The 19169-nt window shown below is 64.4% G+C and carries 15 protein-coding genes; 8 read left to right on the plus strand and 7 right to left on the minus strand.

Translation table 11 applies throughout. From position 1 onward, the window contains the following. Positions 1 to 237: 237 nt before the first annotated feature. The 4 genes from MTR64_RS10075 (at position 238) to MTR64_RS10090 (ending at position 5859) form a co-directional block, all read left to right on the plus strand. Positions 238 to 1644, plus strand: a complete 1407-nt coding sequence (locus MTR64_RS10075) for a DcaP family trimeric outer membrane transporter (RefSeq protein ID WP_243993392.1) — start codon at positions 238 to 240, stop codon at positions 1642 to 1644. Between the two features lie 56 nt (positions 1645 to 1700). Then, complete coding sequence (locus MTR64_RS10080) at positions 1701 to 3368, plus strand: MFS transporter (protein ID WP_243993394.1); 1668 nt, start codon at positions 1701 to 1703, stop codon at positions 3366 to 3368. A gap of 84 nt (positions 3369 to 3452) precedes the next feature. Continuing rightward, positions 3453 to 3962 (plus strand): GNAT family N-acetyltransferase, encoded by a 510-nt coding sequence (locus MTR64_RS10085; protein ID WP_243993396.1) that lies wholly within the window; start codon positions 3453 to 3455, stop codon positions 3960 to 3962. Between the two features lie 25 nt (positions 3963 to 3987). Continuing rightward, the gene (locus tag MTR64_RS10090) at positions 3988 to 5859 is read left to right on the plus strand and encodes an AMP-binding protein (protein ID WP_243993399.1); all 1872 of its coding nucleotides are present in this window, start codon (positions 3988 to 3990) and stop codon (positions 5857 to 5859) included. Between the two features lie 50 nt (positions 5860 to 5909). Here MTR64_RS10090 and acpA read toward each other — a convergent pair whose 3' ends face one another. Beyond that, positions 5910 to 7562 (minus strand): acid phosphatase, encoded by a 1653-nt coding sequence (gene acpA, locus MTR64_RS10095; protein ID WP_243993401.1) that lies wholly within the window; start codon positions 7560 to 7562, stop codon positions 5910 to 5912. A 124-nt stretch (positions 7563 to 7686) separates the two neighbouring features. Further along, positions 7687 to 8556 carry an ROK family protein gene (locus MTR64_RS10100; RefSeq protein WP_243993403.1) on the minus strand — a complete coding sequence of 290 codons (870 nt, stop codon included), beginning with the start codon at positions 8554 to 8556 and terminating at the stop codon, positions 7687 to 7689. A 263-nt stretch (positions 8557 to 8819) separates the two neighbouring features. On the opposite strand from MTR64_RS10100, the gene MTR64_RS10105 reads away from it, so the two are divergent. Both MTR64_RS10105 and MTR64_RS10110 read left to right on the plus strand, forming a co-directional pair. After that, positions 8820 to 11027 (plus strand): TonB-dependent receptor, encoded by a 2208-nt coding sequence (locus MTR64_RS10105; RefSeq protein WP_243993631.1) that lies wholly within the window; start codon positions 8820 to 8822, stop codon positions 11025 to 11027. Positions 11028 to 11048: 21 nt separating this feature from the next. Then, positions 11049 to 12668 (plus strand): alkaline phosphatase D family protein, encoded by a 1620-nt coding sequence (locus MTR64_RS10110; protein WP_243993405.1) that lies wholly within the window; start codon positions 11049 to 11051, stop codon positions 12666 to 12668. A gap of 21 nt (positions 12669 to 12689) precedes the next feature. Here MTR64_RS10110 and MTR64_RS10115 read toward each other — a convergent pair whose 3' ends face one another. Genes MTR64_RS10115 through MTR64_RS10130 form a run of 4 tightly spaced genes read right to left on the minus strand, consistent with a single transcriptional unit; the run spans position 12690 to position 15606 of the window. Then, complete coding sequence (locus tag MTR64_RS10115; RefSeq protein WP_243993408.1) at positions 12690 to 13622, minus strand: SDR family NAD(P)-dependent oxidoreductase; 933 nt, start codon at positions 13620 to 13622, stop codon at positions 12690 to 12692. A 7-nt stretch (positions 13623 to 13629) separates the two neighbouring features. Further along, positions 13630 to 14184, minus strand: a complete 555-nt coding sequence (locus tag MTR64_RS10120) for a nuclear transport factor 2 family protein (RefSeq protein WP_243993410.1) — start codon at positions 14182 to 14184, stop codon at positions 13630 to 13632. Further along, the gene (locus MTR64_RS10125) at positions 14174 to 15070 is read right to left on the minus strand and encodes an SDR family NAD(P)-dependent oxidoreductase (RefSeq protein ID WP_243993412.1); all 897 of its coding nucleotides are present in this window, start codon (positions 15068 to 15070) and stop codon (positions 14174 to 14176) included. The genes MTR64_RS10120 and MTR64_RS10125 overlap by 11 nt, the downstream gene beginning before the upstream one ends. Beyond that, complete coding sequence (locus MTR64_RS10130) at positions 15067 to 15606, minus strand: nuclear transport factor 2 family protein (protein ID WP_243993414.1); 540 nt, start codon at positions 15604 to 15606, stop codon at positions 15067 to 15069. The genes MTR64_RS10125 and MTR64_RS10130 overlap by 4 nt, the downstream gene beginning before the upstream one ends. 181 nt (positions 15607 to 15787) lie before the next feature. On the opposite strand from MTR64_RS10130, the gene MTR64_RS10135 reads away from it, so the two are divergent. After that, positions 15788 to 16831: an AraC family transcriptional regulator gene (locus MTR64_RS10135; protein WP_243993416.1), complete on the plus strand. Its 1044-nt coding sequence runs from the start codon at positions 15788 to 15790 to the stop codon at positions 16829 to 16831. Here the strand turns inward: MTR64_RS10135 and MTR64_RS10140 are convergent. Continuing rightward, positions 16828 to 17541, minus strand: a complete 714-nt coding sequence (locus MTR64_RS10140; protein WP_243993418.1) for a FadR/GntR family transcriptional regulator — start codon at positions 17539 to 17541, stop codon at positions 16828 to 16830. The genes MTR64_RS10135 and MTR64_RS10140 overlap by 4 nt on opposite strands. A 154-nt stretch (positions 17542 to 17695) precedes the next feature. Between MTR64_RS10140 and MTR64_RS10145 the strand changes: the two genes are divergently transcribed. Further along, the gene (locus tag MTR64_RS10145) at positions 17696 to 19168 is read left to right on the plus strand and encodes an aldehyde dehydrogenase family protein (protein ID WP_243993420.1); all 1473 of its coding nucleotides are present in this window, start codon (positions 17696 to 17698) and stop codon (positions 19166 to 19168) included. The last annotated feature ends 1 nt before the right edge of the window (position 19169 follow it).

The raw sequence follows: 19169 nt of genomic DNA on the forward strand, positions 1-19169 counted from the left end.
AGGGACCGGATATATCGCCTCGCTCATTCCTCTTTCTCCTCTCCGATGGATACAGCCGGTGTCTCCAGCTTTGCAGGCACCAATAACACAAGCCTGACCGCGCCGCGGCATTAGACATTGGTCGTAGTCACCCCACCATGGTCCGGATGGGCGAAACTCTCCCCCGGCGCCAATGATATCCAATCCTTGGAATGCCCCAGCACACTAGGTGGCAGCCGGATATGGGAAGGAGAGGATATGATGCCGTCCAACAGGCCCCTGACCTGCGCATTATTGGCCGCAAGCAGCCTGATCGCGCCGCAAGCCGCCCTGGCAGCAACCAGCCGCGAAGCACAGCTTGAAGCGCGGCTCGAAAAGCTCGAGGCCGAAATGCAGCAGATGCGCGCAGATCTTGCCGCTGCCCGCCAGGAGCAGGCTGCCAGCGCGGAACAAGCGCAGATCGCTATCGCTGCTGCCAGTGCCAAAAGCGAGGAAGCGGCGGCGAAGGTCGCCGCCGTCGAGAGCAAGCCGCAGCCCGACGGTTTCAAGTCCGGCAACACAACCGTCAAACTCGGCGGCTATATCAAGATGGTCGCATCCGCGAGCCGCTTCAGCGATGGCGAAGTGGCGACTAATTCGCTCGGCCGGGATTTCTACCTGCCGCAGGCGATCCCTACCGGTGGCGGCACAGCCCAGAAGGTTGAGGACTTCACCGCCAAGCAATCGCGCTTCTGGCTCAATCTCGACACGGCCGTCGCAGGCCACAGCGTGAAGGGTTACGTCGAGGTCGACTTCCAGACCTCGCCCGGCACGCAGGGCTCGCAACGCACCACCAATGGCTACAATCTGGCCTTGCGCCGCGCCTGGATGCAGGTCGGCCGTGTAACAATTGGCCAGGACTGGTCGACCTTCCAGTATACCGGCGCGCTGCCCGAGAGCACCGACTTCGTCGGCACGACCGAAGGCACCGTCTTCGTGCGTCAGCCCGTGATCCGCTACAGTGCCCCACTCAGCCGGAACCTGGCGCTGCACGCGTCGATCGAAGAACCGGAATCGGGCACGGCCACGCTCGGTTCTCCCGCACTCACCGAAAACGGCGACGACCGCGTGCCCGACATCGCCGCCCGCCTCGCCTATGCGGGCAAGGCCGGAGAAGGATCGCTCGCGCTGCTGGCGCGTCAGGTCCGCGTCGATGCCGCAGGCGTGGGAGACAGCACGTTTGGCTGGGGTGTCAGCGCGGCAGGCAAGATCTGGCTCAATGACAAGAAGACCAGCGATGTGCGCGCCATGGTCACGTACGGCCACAACGCCAGCCGCTACATCGGCCTCAATTTCGCGCCCGACGCGGTCTATGATCCGGTCGCCAACAAGCTGGAGAACGTGAACGTGATCGCGGCGCTTGCCGCGGCACGGATCGCCATCGCCCCGCAGTGGCGCGTGAACGTGATGGGCAGCTACCAGCGCGTAGACTATGCCGACAGCCTTACTGCAGCCGCCATCGCCGCTTACAACAAGCAGGCCTGGAGCGCGGCCGCCAACGTGTTCTACTCGCCGGTCAAGAACATCGACCTCGGTCTCGAATACCGTCACGGCGAGCGGGAACTGGTCAGCGGCGCCGATGGCGCTCTCGACCGCATCGAATTCGCCGCGAAGTACAGCTTCTGACGATGACAAACCCGGTCCTGCAACGACGGCACCGGCCCCACTTGGGAGAGTGAGCAATGGCTACGACTTATGACGCCATGCCGAAGCACCATCAGGCGACGCACGACGAAAAGCTCGTCATCACCGCGTCGTCGCTCGGCACCGTATTCGAATGGTACGACTTCTACCTCTACGGCCTGCTGGCCACCTTCATCTCGAAGGTCTTCTTTGCAGGCGTGAACGAGACCACCGGGTTCATCCTCGCGCTCGGCGCCTTCGCCGCCGGCTTCGCGGTGCGGCCCTTCGGCGCACTTGTGTTCGGCCGGGTTGGCGATCTCGTCGGTCGCAAGTATACCTTCCTCGTCACCATGGGCCTGATGGGTTTTTCGACCTTCGCGGTCGGCCTGCTGCCCGGTTACGATACCATCGGCATTGCATCCCCCATCATCCTCGTCGCGCTCCGCATCGTGCAGGGCCTGGCGCTGGGCGGTGAGTACGGCGGCGCGGCGACCTACGTTGCCGAACACGCGCCCAACAACAAGCGCGGCCTTTACACCAGCTTCATCCAGATCACCGCGACCTTCGGCCTCTTCGCCGCGCTGCTGATCGTGCTGGGCGTGCGCTCCGGCATGGGCGAGGACACTTTCGCCGGCTGGGGCTGGCGCGTGCCGTTCCTGCTTTCTGCCGTCCTGCTGGGCGTCTCGATGTGGATTCGCATGCAGCTCAACGAGAGCCCGGTCTACCAGAAGATGAAGGACGAAGGCACGACCTCCAAGTCGCCGATCAAGGATTCCTTCGGCAAGTGGGGCAACCTCAAGTTCGTGCTGATCGCCCTGTTCGGCGCCGTCGCGGGGCAGGCCGTGGTCTGGTACACAGGCCAGTTCTACGCGATGTTCTACCTTGAAAAGATCCTCAAGGTGGACGGCGCGACGACGAACTACCTGATCGCCATCGCGCTTGCGCTGGGCACGCCGTTCTTCGTGTTCTTCGGCTGGCTCTCCGACAAGATCGGCCGCAAGTACCTGATCCTCGGCGGCTGCGCTCTGGCGGCCGTCACCTACTTCCCCGCCTTCCACGCCCTGTCCGATGCCGCCAACCCGGCACTCGCACATGCGTCGAAGAGTGCGCCGGTGGTAGTGACCGCCAACGACGCGGAATGCTCGTTCCAGTTCGACCCGATCGGCAAGAACAAGTTCGACTCGTCGAGCTGCGACATCGCCAAGGCATTCCTGGCCAAGAACGGCATCAACTATACCAACACCGCAGCCCCTGCCGGCACGGTCGCCACGGTCGCCATCGGCGGAAAGACGCTGACCGCGCCTAACCCCGCCGAAGTTACCGGCGCGGATCGCGCCACCGCGATCACCGCCTATCAGGACAGCATCAAGGCCGCCCTGACCGAAGCAGGCTACCCGGCCAAGGCCAACCCTGACGAGATGGACTCGGTCACGGTCGTCGCGATCCTGTTCTACCTCGTGATCCTCGTCACCATGGTCTACGGCCCGATCGCCGCCATGCTGGTGGAACTGTTCCCGACCAACATCCGCTACACCTCGATGTCGCTGCCCTATCACCTGGGTAACGGCTGGTTCGGCGGCTTCCTGCCCACCACGGCCTTCGCGATGGTCGCCGCCACCGGCGATATCTACTACGGCCTCTGGTACCCGGTCGTCGTCGCGGTTGCCACGGTGGTCATCGGCCTCATCTTCCTCCCCGAGACATTCAGGAGAAACATCGACGCCTGAGTGTCTTCCGGCGCCGCGTCCTGACCTGGTTTGCTCCCGGTCAAGGCGCGGCGCACCTCTTTTGGTCCAGCAGACGGAGTCATCATGACCAAGACATCGCAGCTCACCACCCGCACCGGCATCAGCCTGTCCGTTCGCCCTGCCTCTGAGGGCGACGAAACCATTTTGGGCGCCTTCTTCGATGCGGTCAGCGACGACGACCGACGCTTTCGCTTTCTCGCGGCCAGCGAACACGTCAGCCAGGAACAGCTCGCGCCGCTGCTCAAAGTGGATCACTTCCAGTCCGAGAGCTTCCTGGCGTTCGACGTCGACAGCGGCGAGCTGGTGGCGTCGGCCCTGCTCGCCTGCGATGCCGGTCTCGATACCGGGGAGATCGCCGTATCGATCCGGAGCGACTACAAGGGCAAGGGCGTCGGCTGGGCCCTGCTCGATTTCCTCGCCGGCGAAGCCCGGGAACGCGGAGTGCGCCGCGTGATCTCCATCGAAAGCCGAGACAACCACGCCGCGATCGAACTGGAGCGCGAGAAGGGTTTTACCCCCGAACCATTCGACGACGACCAGACGCTCGTCGTCCTTTCGAAGAATCTGCGCTAAGACAAGACGCATTACGGAGACCAGCATGAGTGACGCCTACAAAGCCGCCTGGCAAGCCAGCATCGACGACCCGCAGGGGTTCTGGCTCGAAGCTGCCAAGGCCGTGGACTGGGCTGAGGCACCCGCCTCTGGCTGGAGCGATACAGACGGGTGGTTCCCCGGCGGGCAGCTCAACACCTGCCACAACGCCGTGGACCGCCACGTCGCCGCGGGTCGCGGCGATGCGGCCGCGCTGATCTATGACAGCCCGGTCACCGGCACGATCCAGACTTATACTTACGCTGAACTGCTGGACGAAGTTGGCCGCACGGCAGCCATGCTGGCCTCGGTCGGCGTGACCAAGGGCGACCGTGTCGTCATCTACATGCCGATGATCCCGCCGACCGTCTTCGCGATGCTGGCCTGCGCGCGGCTCGGCGCCATCCATTCGGTGGTGTTCGGCGGCTTCGCTCCGCTCGAGCTTGCCAAGCGCATCGACGATGCCGCACCCAAGGTGCTGATCACCGCGTCCTGCGGCATCGAAGGCAAGCGCACCATCCCCTACAAGCCGATGGTCGACGAGGCCCTGAAGCTGGCGAAGCATACGGTCGATCACGTCGTCCTGTTCCAGCGCGAACAGGTCAAGGCGGACCTGACTGCTCCGCGCGACCTCGACTGGATGGCGCTGCGTGAAGAGACCGCACATAAGCCGGCTCCCGCCTGCGTGCCGGTGGCGTCGAACGATCCGCTCTACATCCTCTACACCTCGGGCACGACCGGCACCCCCAAGGGCGTCGTGCGCGACAATGGCGGCCATGCCACTGCCCTCACCTGGTCGATGGCCAACATCTACGGCATCGGCGCCGGAGACGTGTTCTGGGCAGCTTCGGACGTAGGCTGGGTCGTGGGGCACAGCTACATCGTCTACGCCCCGCTGCTGGTGGGCGCGACGACCGTGCTGTTCGAGGGCAAGCCGGTCGGCACGCCCGATCCCGGCACCTTCTGGCGCACGATCGACCGCCACGGGGTGAAGGCGTTCTTCACCGCACCCACTGCTATCCGCGCAGTGCGCAAGGAAGATCCGGACGCCACGTTCCTGACCGAAATCGGCACCGGCCCGTGCCAGACGATCTTCCTCGCGGGCGAACGTGCCGATCCCGACACCATCGCCTGGCTTGAGGAAAAATCCGGTCTGCCGGTAATCGACCACTGGTGGCAGACCGAACTTGGCTGGCCCGCCATCGCCACTTGCGTCGCACTGGGCGACTTGCGGCGCAAGCGCGGCAGTGCGGGCTTCCCGGTTCCCGGCTATGCCTTCGCCATCCTCGGCGATGACGGCAAGCCGGTGCCCGATGGCGAGAGCGGCTCGGTCGCCATCAAGGCGCCGTTGCCGCCGGGCGCGTTCCGCACATTGTGGAACAACCCCCAAGGCTACGCCAAGAACTTCGAGGGCTTCCCCGGCTACTACGAGACCGGCGATGCCGGGCATTTCGATGCCGACGGCTTCCTCAACATCATGGGCCGCACCGACGACATCATCAATGTCGCCGGACACCGCCTCTCGACTGGCCAGATGGAGCAGATCGTCGCGCAGGAAGACGGCGTTGCAGAATGCGCCGTGATTGGTGCGGACGATGCCATCAAGGGCATGATCCCGGTCGCCTTCGTGGTTGCCCGTGCAGGCGCGGAAGCGGACGAGGCCCTCGTGAAGCGCGTCGTAACAGCCGTGCGTGAGGAACTCGGTCCGGTCGCCGCGCTCAAGACGGTCTATGCCGTGCCGCAACTGCCCAAGACCCGGTCGGGAAAGATCCTGCGCAATCTGCTGCGCAAGATCGTGAACGGCGACAAGTACGATACACCGGCAACGATCGAAGACCCATCGGTGCCCGCGACGTTGCACAGTATCGTTCACGGCTGACATTCGGGGGCCCGACTCAATGAAGTGCCAGGCTCCCTGACGTTACAACCTTACGCCAGATCCAGCGCCCCGGTCAGATCGCCGGGCGCCACACCGCCTGCCGCCACCATCGCCTGTTCGCGCATGGCGAGGCCCGGCAGCTTTTCCAGACCGAAGCGGCGCGTGATGAAGCGGGCGATCGAACCCGTGTCGTAGATCGTGTGGTCGATACTGCCCTTCCGCACGTGCGGTGAAACGACCATCGCGGGAATGCGCGTGCCCGGCCCCCAGCGGTCACCCTTGGGCGGCGCTACATGGTCCCACCACCCGCCGTTCTCGTCAAAGGTAATGACCACCAGCATCCGCTCCCATTGCGGGCTCACCCGCAGGGCATCGACCACCGCCGAAATGTGCCGATCGCCCGCATCGACGTCCGAATAGCCCGCGTGCATGTTGAGATCGCCCTGCGGCTTGTAGAACGTGACAGGCGGCAGCTTGCCCGCCTCGGCATCGGCCAGAAAATGGTTGGTCCGCCCCGTGCTGCCCTCACCCGCATCGCGCAAGTGCGCGGCCCGGTCCGCCGTGCCAGGTGCGAAGCGATTGAAATAGTTGAACGGCTGGTGATGCGGCTGGAAGTTGGGACGCGACGGATAGGAACCGTCGTTCGCATGCCCATCCAGCGCGGCCTTCCAGCCGCCTGCGTACCAGGCCCAATTGATGCCCTTGGCCGAAAGCACATCGCCAAGCGTCTTGTGCTGCTGCGGCACCAGCGTGTGCCCGCTCGACCAATCGGAATAACCCGGCCGCGCCGGGTCAAGCTGATAGGTCGGCGCATAGGGCGGCAGCATGGTGTTGACCGCCCAGAAATCGGGTGTGAGCGAGCTGGGCACGAACCGGGCCGGACCGTCCATGGCGCTGGCCGGGGTCTTGGGATCGAGCTTCAGGCGGATGCCCCTTGGATCGCTTCCTTCGAGTTGTGCGATGCGATTGGCGGCCGGGCTCTTGTCCGCACCGGGATAGACCGGCGGCTGCGCGGCAATCAGGTACTGGTGATTGAGGAACGAGCCGCCAAACGCGCCCATGAAAAAGTTGTCGCACAAGGTGAACTCGCGCGCGATCTGCCACAGGCGCAGCTGCGACCGGTTGTCGCCGTAGTACCCCATGACCAGCCCGCCGCTGTCGCCCCAGGCGGCGAAACCGTCATTCCGCCCGCCGTTGATCTGCAGCTGGTTGTGGTAGAACGCATGGATCAGGTCGCGCGTGACCAGCCCATGCGGCAGCGGATCGCCTGCCGGTGTCTTCAACGCGAAAGGCGCGTTGGGCATCAGCGGCAGGTCGTCCGGTCCGATCTGGTATTCCGCGTGTTCGACCACCTGCTTGTCGGGGACCAGCCCCTCCCAGATCTTCGGCAGCTTCTCCAGCGGGGTACCGTCACGATCGCGCTGGATGAATCGCTCGGGCGGCACCTTGGAAAGCGGCTGTTCCAGCCCCGGAAAGTCCGCAAAGAGATTGTTGAAGCTGCGGTTCTCGGCGTAGATTACCACCACTGTGTCGATCGCGTCGCGCAGCCGGGCATCACTGACCGCGGGTGCATGGGCAGGTTTGGACGAACGCGCCTCTGCCTCGGTCGCAGCACCACCCGTAACGGCAGCGGCGCCCAGAGCAGCCGCCAGACCGCCCAGAAACTCACGGCGGTCGGGATGGAGGGAATCGGGATCGGACATCGGGGGGACTCCTTTGGGGGGAAAGGCAGTGCGCGATGCTTGTGACGCCTGAATGACCCGCGTCAATCCCCAAAGAAGCGTATTTCCATGGTCTCAGAGATACTTGGAAGACAATCCGCCCAGCTCAAAGCGCCCCTTCGGCCAGTGCCAGCGCGCCCAGCAGGCCGGAGCGTTCCCCCAGTCCCGGGCGCACGATCACTTCGGACGGCTTCCCCCGGAAATAGCCGCCACCGAGCTTTTCCGCCTCGAGCTGCACCTGTTCGAACAGCCCGGGCGTATTCATCACGCCGCCGCCAAAGATGATGCGTCCCGGTTCCAGCATCGCCTGCACCGTCACGACCGCTTGCGCGAGATACCACGCCACGATCCCTTGACCGGGATGTCCCGCAGGCAATTCCGAAAGCGACCGTCCATAGCGCGCGAGGACCGCCGGCCCCGACGCCATGCCTTCGAGGCAATCGCCATGGAAAGGGCACACTCCTGCGAAGTCAGCATCCTCCGGATGGCGGGGCGTGCGGATATGCCCCATCTCCGGATGCGAGAGGCCGCGCAGCGTCTGCCCCTCGATCACCGCGCCCCCGCCTATGCCGGTGCCTACTGTCAGATAGACAACGCAGCGCTGCCCCTGTCCCGCACCCCATCGGCTTTCGGCCAATGCCGCCGCGTTCACATCGGTGTCGACACCAACCGGGCACGCGAACGCCTGCGATAATGGCCCGGCGAGATTCGTGCCACTCCAGCCCGGCTTGGGGGTTTTCAGAATATGACCCCATTCGGGCGATGCCGGGTCCAGTTCAATAGGCCCGAAGCTGGCAAGACCGATCGCGTCGAGCGCACCATGCGCGGCAAACCATGCCAGCATGGCGGCGATCGTTTCCTCCGGCGCCTCCGTGGGAATGCGGGCCGATTTCACAACCGCGTCCGGGCCATGCGCGATCCCCAGCACGAACTTGGTGCCGCCAGCCTCGATCAATCCATACGTTGTCTGTTTCATCGCCGCTCAAGACCTGCCTCGCCAGCACCATAGCGCCGTTCGCATGAATCCCTAGGGTCAAGCGTGAGCCAGCATCCTTCGCCCCCACGCCTTTGTTGCAGTGCGACATTGAAACGTCACGCGAACACCCTATCGGAACCCGCGTCACAACTCTTCGATTCCAAAGGAAAACGGCTTTGAAACCAGGTGCATTGTTCGCGGGGCTGCTGGCGGGCTCGTGTCTCGGCGGCATTCACACGGCAGCATTCGCGGCGGAAGCGGAAATGTCGTCCGACGCTATCGAGCTGGATGCCAATTCCATTGTCGTCACTGCGCAGAAAGTGAAGCAGCGCGCGGTCGATGTGCCGATCACGATGTCAGTAGAATCGCAAGAGCGTATCCGCCAGCTCGGCGTGACCAACCTCGGCGACCTGTCGAACTACGTGCCCGGCCTCAACGTGCAGGTGCAGAGCGCCAACAACCCCGGTTTCGTGATCCGCGGCATCACTTCCGACAGCGGATCGGCCCAGCAGTCACCGCGCGTCACGCTCTATTACAACGGAGTCGATATCTCGCGTTCGCGCGGGGCCTACCAGGGCATCTACGACATGGAGCGCATCGAGGTCGTCAAAGGCCCGCAGGCAACCCTGTTCGGCACCGCCGCGACGATCGGCGCGATCAGCCTGATTTCCGCCAAGCCCGAACCGGGCGTCTCGGCCGAATTGACCGGCAGCTATGGCAATTACGATGCCTACAACGTCGAGGGCCACGTCAATGCCGGCAACGACGTGCTGGCGGTCCGCATCGCGGGGCAGTGGATCAAGCGCGACGGCTATGTGAAAAACCTCGCTCCGGATCAGGAGGACCTCTATGCGCAGGACCAGCTCGGCCTGCGCGCATCGCTGCGCTACACGCCCACCAGCGATTTCACCGCCGATCTGATCTTCACCTATGATCGCGAACGTAATTCCGGCACGCCGTTCCTCAGCAAGGCCCTGGGTTCGACCGCTGCCGATGGTGTGTACGGTGCAGCCTATCTCGGCGGCTCGCCGCTGTCCGGCACTGTGCTCGGGGCGGACAAGCTGGGCCTGACTCGCGATGTCTATGACGTGAATTTCACGGCAAGCTGGGACTTCGCCGACGGCTGGAACTTCACCACCGTCAACGGCTATCGCGATTTCGATGCGGTCGAAGTGTTCGATGCCGATGGTTCAGCTGCCTGGTATCTTGAATTCGCCGAACGTGCCAAGGGCTGGGAAGCCAGCCACGAGGGCCGCTTCACCTATAGCGACAACCACTGGCGCGCCTCGTTCGGCTGGAACTATTTCATCGAGGACAGCTACCAGAATGTGCCCTTCTCGACCGAGGAAGGCACCTACCTGCAGTGCACGCTGAACATCATTCCCGGCCTTGGCTGCGTCGCGGCCGACAACACCGTGACCGCCGGATTGACGACCTACCTGGCCACGGGCGGCCTTGCCACCGCCATTCCCTATTCCAGCTGGTTCGAGAACAAGGGCCGCAACCAGACATGGTCCATGTTCGGTGACACCACCTGGAAGCCCGATGCGAGTCTGGAGCTGACCGCTGGCCTGCGCGTGCTGATCGAAAAGCGCCGCTCCGGATTTGGGGCCTACCAGCCAAACTCGGTGCTGGGCGGCGTTGCCCTGCTTCCGCTGGTCAACACCGGCGGGAATTTCTTCTACGCCGACCGTTCCTACGCGGCGGTTCTGCCGCGCTTCAACGTGCTCTATCACCTGACGCCGAATGTGAACCTTTACGCCACGGTATCCGAAGGACGCCGATCGCCGGTGGTCCAGCTTTCCGCCGCCGCCGGGCCGGTTGCCACGCTGGACCTGATCCCGGCGGAAAAGGTGTGGAACTATGAGGCCGGCATCAAGGGGAGCGTGGGCATCCTGTCCGGCTCGTTGGGCGTCTACTATGACGACTACAGCAACTTTCAGGTCACAGTGATCGACGACGGCGGCACGTCTCACACGGAAAGCGCCGGTTCCGCTTCCAACTTCGGCGTGGAAGGCGAAATCGAGGCGCGCTTTGCCGACTGGCTGCGCGCTTTCGGCAACTTCGGCTTCATCAGCGGCGGTGTCGATGACAAGACCTCAAACGGCGTCTACGCGGGCAACCAGTTCCGGCTCCAGCCCAAGTGGCAGTGGGCCGCCGGCTTCATGCTGAACACGCCGGTGACGGAAAACACCCGCGTCTTCCTGACGCCGAGCGTGACCTATCGCAGCAAGATCTACTTCGAACTGCCGAATTCCGAACCGATCAGCCAGGATGCGGTGACGCTCGTGAACCTGCGCGGCGGCGTGTCCTTTGCGAACGACCGTTTCGAAGTGGCAGGCTACGCGCGCAACCTGACTGACAAGCGCTACCTGCTCGATGCCGGCAACACCGGCGGCGGCTTCGGCTATCCGACCTTCATCCCCGCCGACCCACGCACCTACGGCATCGAACTGACCGCCCGTTACTGACCTCGCCCCCCGGAGGACATCATGACACTTTCCATCGACCGCCGTCTGCTCATCAAGGCCGGAGCCTTCGGGCTTGCCGCACTGTCCACCCCGGGCGCCGCGCAGATCCTGACGGCGCGCGGCTTCACCCATGGGATCGCCAGCGGCGAACCTTCCGCGCACTCGGTACTGCTGTGGACCCGCTACGTCGGCTCGGGTGAAACGAAGCTGCACTGCGAAGTCTCGCTGGACGAAAGCTTCAGCCGGATCGCGGGTGGCGGCGACGTCGTGGCGTCTCCGGAACACGATAACTGCGCCAAGCTGGTGGTGACCGGGCTCGAACCCGGCAAATGGTACTTCTACCGCTTCGTCGCGCCCGACGGCACCAAGAGCGAGGTGGGGCGCACCCGCACGCTGCCGGTGGGCGAGGTCTCGCGCTTTGGCATCGGCCTGTTCTCCTGTTCGAACATGCCGTTCGGCTGGTTCAATGCCTATGCCCACGCGGCCGAGCGCGGCGATCTCGACCTGATGGTCCACGTTGGCGACTACTTCTACGAGTACCGCCCCGGCCACTATCCCGAAACGGTGATGCCGGGCCGCATGATCGAGCCGGACCACGACATCGTAACGCTGGCCGACTACCGCATGCGCTTCGCCTGCTACCGGCTCGATCCGGACCTGCGCCGGCTGCACCAGCAGTTCCCGATGATCGCGCAGTGGGACGATCACGAGTTCGCGAACGATGACTGGCAGAACGGCGCCGAAAATCACGATCCCGCCATGCAAGGCCCGTGGTCTGCGCGCAGGGCAGCAGCGATGCGCGCCTACTGCGAATGGATGCCGGTCTCGGACGACCTCTACAACAGCTTCCAGATCGGTACGCTGGCAACAATCTTCCGCCCTGAAACCCGCGTCACCGGCCGCAGCGAGCAGCTCAGCCTTGGCAATGCGCTGAAGGACCAGACAGACATCGCCAAGGCCCTCGCCGCATTCCGCGATGGCCCGTGGATGGCCTCCGAACGGACGCTGATGGGCGCCAGGCAAGAAGACTGGCTCTACAAGGGCCTTGCGGCTTCGGCAAAGGCAGGCACCCGCTGGCAGGTGCTCGCGCAGGAAATCGTGATGGGCAACTTGCGTGCCCCCGCCGCACTGGCGGATCTCACCCCGGCCGACGCGCCTGCTTCGGCCCGCCAGCAAGCTCAGGTGCTCGCAGCCGCCTCAAAGATGGGGCTGCCGTTCAACATGGACTCGTGGGACGGCTATCCAGCGGCCCGCGAACGCCTGCTGCGCGCATCGCGTGAGGCCGGTTGCAACCTGGTTGTGCTCTCGGGCGACAGCCACAACGCCTGGGGCAACCAGCTCAGCCTCGGCAGCGAACCGGTGGGCGTCGAGTTCGCCGGGCAATCGGTGACCTCATCGGGGTACGAAACCTTCCTGCCCACCATCGCGCCCCGCAATCTCGCGGCACTGCTGCGCGAGACCAACCCCGGCCTGACCTTCACCGACACCAGCCGCAGGGGCTACGTCTCGCTGCAGCTTACGCCAGAGGCCGTGCAGGGCACCTGGCACTTCATGAGCACGATCGCCGCCCGCACCACCGTGGGCACGCGCGACCACACGCTCGGCGTGAAGTGGGGCGAACGGCGCTTCACAAAGGCCTGAGGGCTCTGGCGCCGGTTTGCGTCAACCGGCGCCCTGCCCACTCGCCATGGCGAAGCTGCGACCAAGGTGCTGGGCGAAGCCGTCTTCGGCCGGATGAAACGTCCACTGGCGGCTGTCGTCGCGGATCGCCTTGAGCTGGCTGGCCACTTCGTCGATCGTCCAGAACGGCCGATGGACGCCCTCGGTCTCGGTGATGAAGGCGCGGGCAATGCGCCCGGCGACCGACACGTACATCTCGCCCGAAACCGGGCAGCTTTCGTGCGCGAGGAAGCCCACCACTGGCGCCACCAGCTCCGGCCCCATCGGCGGATATTGCGAGGTATCGAGCCCCTCTGCCATCCGCGTCATTGCGCCGGGCAGGATCAGGTTCGACTTCACGCCGAACTCCTTGCCCTCGACCGCGATCGCGTTGTTGAGGCCGATCATACCGGACTTGGACATCGCATAGTTCACCGTGCCCGGCATGGTATAGAGCCCACCGATTGAGCCGGTCAGCACCACGCGGCCGTAACCCTGCTTTACCATCCGCTCAAACGCTGGTCGCACGACGTGGAACGCGCCGAGCAGGTGCACGTCGAGTACGGCGCGGAAATCCTCGTAGCTGGTCTCTGCCAAAGCGGCGAAACGGTTGTTGCCCGCATTGTGGATCAGCACGTCTATCCGCCCGAAGGCATCCAGCGCCGTCTCGATGATCGCCTTGCCGCCTTCGGGCGTCGCGACGCTATCGGTGCTGGCGACAGCTTCGGCACCCATGGCGCGCAGGGCCTGCGCGGCCTCTTCCGCAGGTCCTGCATCGCTGCCCGAACCGGACAGCGCGCTGCCGTTGTCGTTAACGACGACCTTCGCGCCCAGCGAAGCGAGCAGTTCGGCATAGGCCCACCCGAGCCCCCGCGCACCGCCGGTGATGACAACCACGCGATCGTCGAAACGGCGCTCCGAGGTCTGATCGCTCACCGCCCGATCACCCCTTTGCCGGATTGTTCGGCGCGCGCTTGTTGAGCAGCGGGCGCTGGTAGGACGGGTCTTCCTTACTACGCGTGGACACGCCGTTGACGGCGATGTCCGGCACGTCTGCGAACGGGATCGGCATCGGCGGAGGCAGGCAGCCCCACTCGATCACATTGGTGCGAAGGGCGATACGCCACTCACCGCTGCGCCTTTCCAACCGGTCGATATACCGCCCGCCCGCGATCCACAGGCTCTCATCCTTGTTGCGGCCGACGAACTGGTAATAGGTCTCGGTGTGCGCGGTATCGCCATCAAGGTCGATGGTGGTCTGCAGCAGGGCGTGATGCGTCAGGATCTGACCGGCGTCGTGCATCGGCACCGCCCAGTCCCAGCAATCTGCCGGACTGCCCACGAACGGCCCGGCCGCCATCTGGCCATCCGCCCAGAAGGCGGAAAGGTAGATGTCCCGGTCGAACCGGTCCATGCCGCGCGAGCAGCGGGCCAGACACTCCATGATGTCCTGCTTGTCGAGCAGCGCGTCGATGCGCGTGTCGCGGTCACTTGCCACGGTAATCGGCCTCCGAAATCGGCTTCCACAAGGGAGCGCCGCGCTTTTCGCGCATGGATTCGATGCGGCGGCCGTTGATGTCGACCACGCCATAGTCGTCGGCGACCTCGGCGGTGATGAATGAACCGCCGGAACGCTTCATGATCTCCGGATCGCTGGCCAGCGCCGCGATCACTCTGCCCGGATGCTCGACCGAGCTGCCGGTCTGCCCCGCCACCGAATTGGTCATTTTGTCGGACACCTTGGCAAGGTTGTCCCTGGCCTTCTCGGTCAACGTCAGGCCCTGCCACAGCGAGACGGTGGCGACATTGTAGGGTTCCAGTTCGATGGCCATGTCGCGCGCGATGCGATCGACGATGCACTTGGTCGCGCTGAAGATGACGCCATAGGTATAGGTCACCCCGGTATAGCCGCTGATCATCGCGATCAGGCCGGACTTCTGCCGTGCCATCATCTTCGCCGCATGCCACGAGCACACATAATAGGACCGCGCGCCGACTTCCCACATCTCGAGGTTGGAGAGCGGCTTTTCCCAGAACGGCAACGGCTCCAGCAGGTCTTCGGAAAGCTGCGTCGCGCTGTTGACGAGGATATCGAGCCGGCCCTGCTCGCGCTCGATCTGCTCGAACAGCCGCGCGACAGCTTCGTCGTCGCCATGATCGACGGCCACGGCAATGCCCTTGCCGCCGCTTTCCTTGCCCCGCTCATCGCATTCCGCGGCAGTGCCACCTACCGTGCCCGGCAGATAGTAGTCGCCTTCCTTCACGGTGCGTCCGGTCACATAGACTGTCGCGCCCTGTTCAGCGAGCACCAGCGCGATGCCCTTGCCGATACCCCGGCTTGCGCCGGTTACCAGCGCGACTTTTCCGGCCAGCGGCGCGCTCATGCTTTCGCTCCCGCAAACCAGCGCTCGCTGAAGTCGCCCTTGGCGCGGCCCGGAAAATGTTCGGCCGTGAAGGGATAGCCCATCACGCCCTTCGACCAGTCGGCGGCCCACCCCCAGTCCTCTTCCCAGTCATAGAGCATGATACGGTCCGCGATGCGCCATTCGCCATCGCGCTTTTCGAAGGTATCGAGATAACGCCCGCCGATGCAGGTATCGCGCTCGCCGCCGTTTTCCGCTCCCATGTCCACCCGGTGATACGAGATCACGTGCGTTTCGGCCTTGGCGGCATCGCCACCCAGCTCGATGTAAGTCTGGCCCAGCAGATGCTGAGTATCCTTGATAGCCTCCGCGCCCGGCACCACCCAGGCGAGGTACGCCTCGAAATCGCCCGCATAAACGCCGTAATCGAAGGCAGCCTCCGGCCACCAGCAGGCGCGGATCAGGTCGGCACTGCGCCGGTCCTCGCCACGCGCCAGCCGGGCCACGCATTGGCGGATGGCCTCGCGGTCGGCGAGTTGTTGAACGATCGGGTCCATCTTTCCTCTCCTCGGTTGCCTTTACGGCAGCGGTATTCCGCTCCTACCGCAATCCCGGGCCCTCGTTTTGACTTTTTCGGACACTTCAAACAGGTTCCATCCTGTATCGCCCCGGTGTCGCTGTTATGCCCTGTTCGGACCACCCGGCGATACGCGCAAATACAGGCGGGAGGAAAGTTGCGTGCGATCCCTGGAGGAAGAAGGGGCATTCGAAAGGCTCAATGCCCCCCTGCTCCGCCAGTTCGCCGCTCTCGCCAGCGAACTAGGAGGGAGTCTGCCGGGCCTGCTGCGAGCCGCCGGAATCTCGCCCGGAGAATTCGCGGACGGCGATGGGACAATGACGTACCGGCAGACCATCGTGCTGCTCGAAACCGCAGCGCGCATGCTCGAGTGCCCGGACCTCGGAATGCAGCTTGCCAGCCGCCAAGGCGGAAGCAGTGTCTTCGGGCCGCTCGGCATGGCCATGCGCAATTCCAAGACTTTCGGCGACGCCGTGAAATTCGCCTGCGAGCACAGCAATGCCCACAGCCGCGCTGCCCGGATCTGGATGCAGCCCATTCCGGAGGAACGGCTCGTATTCGTGGGCCACGAATTGCTGCTGGGTAACATCGGCAACTGGGCGCAGGCGATTGAGCAGGTTCTGCTGATCGGGCATCTGCAGGCGATGGAAACGACCGGCGGCTATGCCCGGGCCCGGCGCATCCATTTCCGCCATGAAGCCGTTTCCGGCCGCGAGACCTACCGGCGCCATTTCGGCTGCGAAGTGCGCTTTGGGGAACCGGTCGATGGTATCATGTTCTCGCCCGAGGATCTGGCCTGCCCGATCCTGATGCACAGCGCCGATGTCCATCAGGAGGTGGCGGCTTATGTCGAACGAACCTTTCCCAACCAGCGCCCACCCCTTCACGCGGATGTGCGCGGCCTGATCATGCGCAGGCTGACGACAGGCGACTGCTCCAGTGCCGAAGTCGCCCGTGCTCTCAACATTCACGAGCGCGCGCTGCGGCGTCGCCTGCAACGCGAGGGCAGCAGTTTTCAGGACGTCAAGGACGAAGTCCGGCGGGATCTGACGATGTATTATCTCGAAAGAACCACGCTCGACATGCGCAGCATTTCCGAGAAGCTGGGGTTTGCCGAGCAAGCCATTTTTACGCGGCAATGCGGAAAATGGTTCGGAAGGTCCCCACGCCGGCTGCGCAGGGACCTTCTGGACGCCTGCCCTTAGGGTCGCAGCATTTCCAGATGCCGACGCACGACGGCCCGGTTCTGCCGGTTGGCCTCGAACCGGGCCAGTTCCGCATCGCCTGCCAGTATGCCCCCTATGATCTTGCGCCGTCCTTCGCGCCAGTGGGCGGTATCGGTGTGCAACTGGTAAGCCTGCGGGTCCCCCTGACTTGACGCGAAGTGCAGCGTGACCCGCGTGAGCATTTCGAACAGCGGGCGGCTGACCATCCGGAACAAAAGCTCCTGAAACTCCACTTCGAAGGCGCCGAGGTCGGTAATCCCCTGCACCATCTCGTCCAGCCGCTCCCCCAGTGCACGCAACTGCGCGAGCAGGGCCACGTCGCGGCAACCGGCCGCCGCCGCGACCAGTTCGTTGAACAGCAGCGACGTCATGTCGAGCGCTTCTTCATAAGTGGCCGGATGCACCCGCAGGTAGGCATCCAGCGCGCGCTCCAGCGCGGCGTCGTCAGGCCGGATGCCGTAATAGCCGCCGCCGGGGCCACGGCGCACTTCCAGCAGGCCCTCGTGTTCCAGCACTCGGGCAGCCTGCTGCAGCGTCACGATGCCCACTTCCAGCCGGTAAGCGAGATCGTGCAGCGAGCCGATCAGCGTCCCGGGCTCCAGCGCGAAGATATGCTCGCGCAGCACTGCCGCGGTCGCAGCGACAAGGTTGATCCCGCGCCGGCGCGGGACCTTGCTCAAGGTGTCCATGAATCAAATACAATGCATATTATTGGATCAATAGGAACGAATATCCACCCAAAACACGCATTTCAAGTCAGTTGATCCGGGATATAAGTGCACATAGTTTTCTCACCAGAACCCAGAGCGGAATCGCCGCCAGCTGGAATATGGAGAGGGAAACATGGGCTTTCTCAGTCCGGACCGTTCGGTCCTGCCGCAACATGCGCTGGTAATCGGCGACAAGGCCGAAGCGGGCGGCAGTGGCGCCACATACGCCCATATCTATCCCGGTACCGGCGAAGTGACGCGTGAGATCGCATTGGCCAATGCCGCCGATGTCGATCGCGCCGTCGCGGCGGCGCACTCGGCCTTTCCCGCCTGGCGTGCCATGCCTGGCGACAAGCGCCGTGATCTGATGCTGCGCCTCGCCGCCCTGATCGACGAGAAGACGGCGGAGATGTCGCCGCTGCTCGCGATCGAGAACGGCTCGATCCTCATCGCCTCGCCCTACATGAGCGCGGATGCCTCGCAGAAGTTCCGCTATTTCGGCGGCTGGGCCGACAAGATCGAAGGCCGGACGATCTCCACGTGGGGCGGCCCCGCGCACGACTATGTCAGCTACGAGCCTTATGGCACCGTCGGCATCATCGTGCCCTGGAACGGCCCGCTCTTCGCGGCGACCATGTGCATGGCTCCCGCTCTCGCGGCGGGCAACTGCATCGTCCTCAAGGCGCCCGAGAACGCGCCTTGGTCGCTGATGAAACTGATGGAGATCATCCAGCTTGCCGGGTTCCCTCCGGGCGTGGTCAATCTCGTCACCGGCGGCCCCGACGTGGGCGAGGCGATGGTCTCGCATCCCGGCATCGGCAAGATCGAATTCATCGGCTCGGGCGGAACCGCGCGCAAGATCCTCGCCAATGCCGCGCAGAACCTCAAGCCGGTAGGGCTGGAACTGGGCGGCAAGTCGGCGGTGATCGTCTTTGCCGATGCTGACCTGCAAGCCGCCGCCAAGCGCGGCCTGTCGGGCGCCGTCAGCGCCAACGGACAGGGCTGCGTCAATGGCACGCGCCTGCTGGTCGAGCGGTCCATCTACGAGCCTTACCTGCAGATGCTGCAAGGCATGGCCGGCTATGTGAAAGTCGGCGATCCGCTGGCGATGGACACCTTCATGGGGCCGGTCATTTCCGAAACCGCGCTCGACCGTATCCAGAGCATGGTTACAGGCGGCGTGGCCGAAGGCGGTCGCGTGGTCTGCGGCGGAGAGCGGCTGAGCGGCGACTACGCATCCGGCTTCTTCCTTCCGGTCACCGTGCTGGCTGATGTCGATCCGGGCAGTACCATCGCGAAGAACGAGGTGTTCGGACCGGTGATCGTCGTCACCCCCTTCGACACCGAGGAAGAAGCCATCGCGCTGGCCAATTCCACCGACTACGGCCTTGGCGCCTACATCCACACCACCAACCTTTCCCGCGCCCATCGGGTCGCCAATCAGATGATGGCGGGACAGGTTCAGGTGAATGGATCAGGCGAGGCGATGACGCCCTGCGTCCCCTTCGGCGGCATGAAGCACTCCGGCCACGGCCGCCTCGGCGGGATCGAGGGACTGCGCGAATTCCAGCAGGTCCGCAACGTCTGGGTCAACCTTCAGGACTGAG

This window comes from Novosphingobium album (ex Hu et al. 2023), from assembly GCF_022832385.1.
Classification (GTDB): domain Bacteria; phylum Pseudomonadota; class Alphaproteobacteria; order Sphingomonadales; family Sphingomonadaceae; genus Novosphingobium; species Novosphingobium album.

Coding starts and splice junctions, on each gene's coding strand:
- MTR64_RS10100 (WP_243993403.1), bottom strand. CDS start 8,556: ATGAAACAGACAACGTATGGATTGATCGAGGCTGGCGGCACCAAGTTC.
- MTR64_RS10110 (WP_243993405.1), top strand. CDS start 11,049: ATGACACTTTCCATCGACCGCCGTCTGCTCATCAAGGCCGGAGCCTTC.
- MTR64_RS10105 (WP_243993631.1), top strand. CDS start 8,820: ATGTCGTCCGACGCTATCGAGCTGGATGCCAATTCCATTGTCGTCACT.
- MTR64_RS10145 (WP_243993420.1), top strand. CDS start 17,696: ATGGGCTTTCTCAGTCCGGACCGTTCGGTCCTGCCGCAACATGCGCTG.
- MTR64_RS10125 (WP_243993412.1), bottom strand. CDS start 15,070: ATGAGCGCGCCGCTGGCCGGAAAAGTCGCGCTGGTAACCGGCGCAAGC.
- MTR64_RS10140 (WP_243993418.1), bottom strand. CDS start 17,541: ATGGACACCTTGAGCAAGGTCCCGCGCCGGCGCGGGATCAACCTTGTC.
- MTR64_RS10090 (WP_243993399.1), top strand. CDS start 3,988: ATGAGTGACGCCTACAAAGCCGCCTGGCAAGCCAGCATCGACGACCCG.
- MTR64_RS10130 (WP_243993414.1), bottom strand. CDS start 15,606: ATGGACCCGATCGTTCAACAACTCGCCGACCGCGAGGCCATCCGCCAA.
- MTR64_RS10075 (WP_243993392.1), top strand. CDS start 238: ATGATGCCGTCCAACAGGCCCCTGACCTGCGCATTATTGGCCGCAAGC.
- MTR64_RS10085 (WP_243993396.1), top strand. CDS start 3,453: ATGACCAAGACATCGCAGCTCACCACCCGCACCGGCATCAGCCTGTCC.
- MTR64_RS10080 (WP_243993394.1), top strand. CDS start 1,701: ATGGCTACGACTTATGACGCCATGCCGAAGCACCATCAGGCGACGCAC.
- acpA (WP_243993401.1), bottom strand. CDS start 7,562: ATGTCCGATCCCGATTCCCTCCATCCCGACCGCCGTGAGTTTCTGGGC.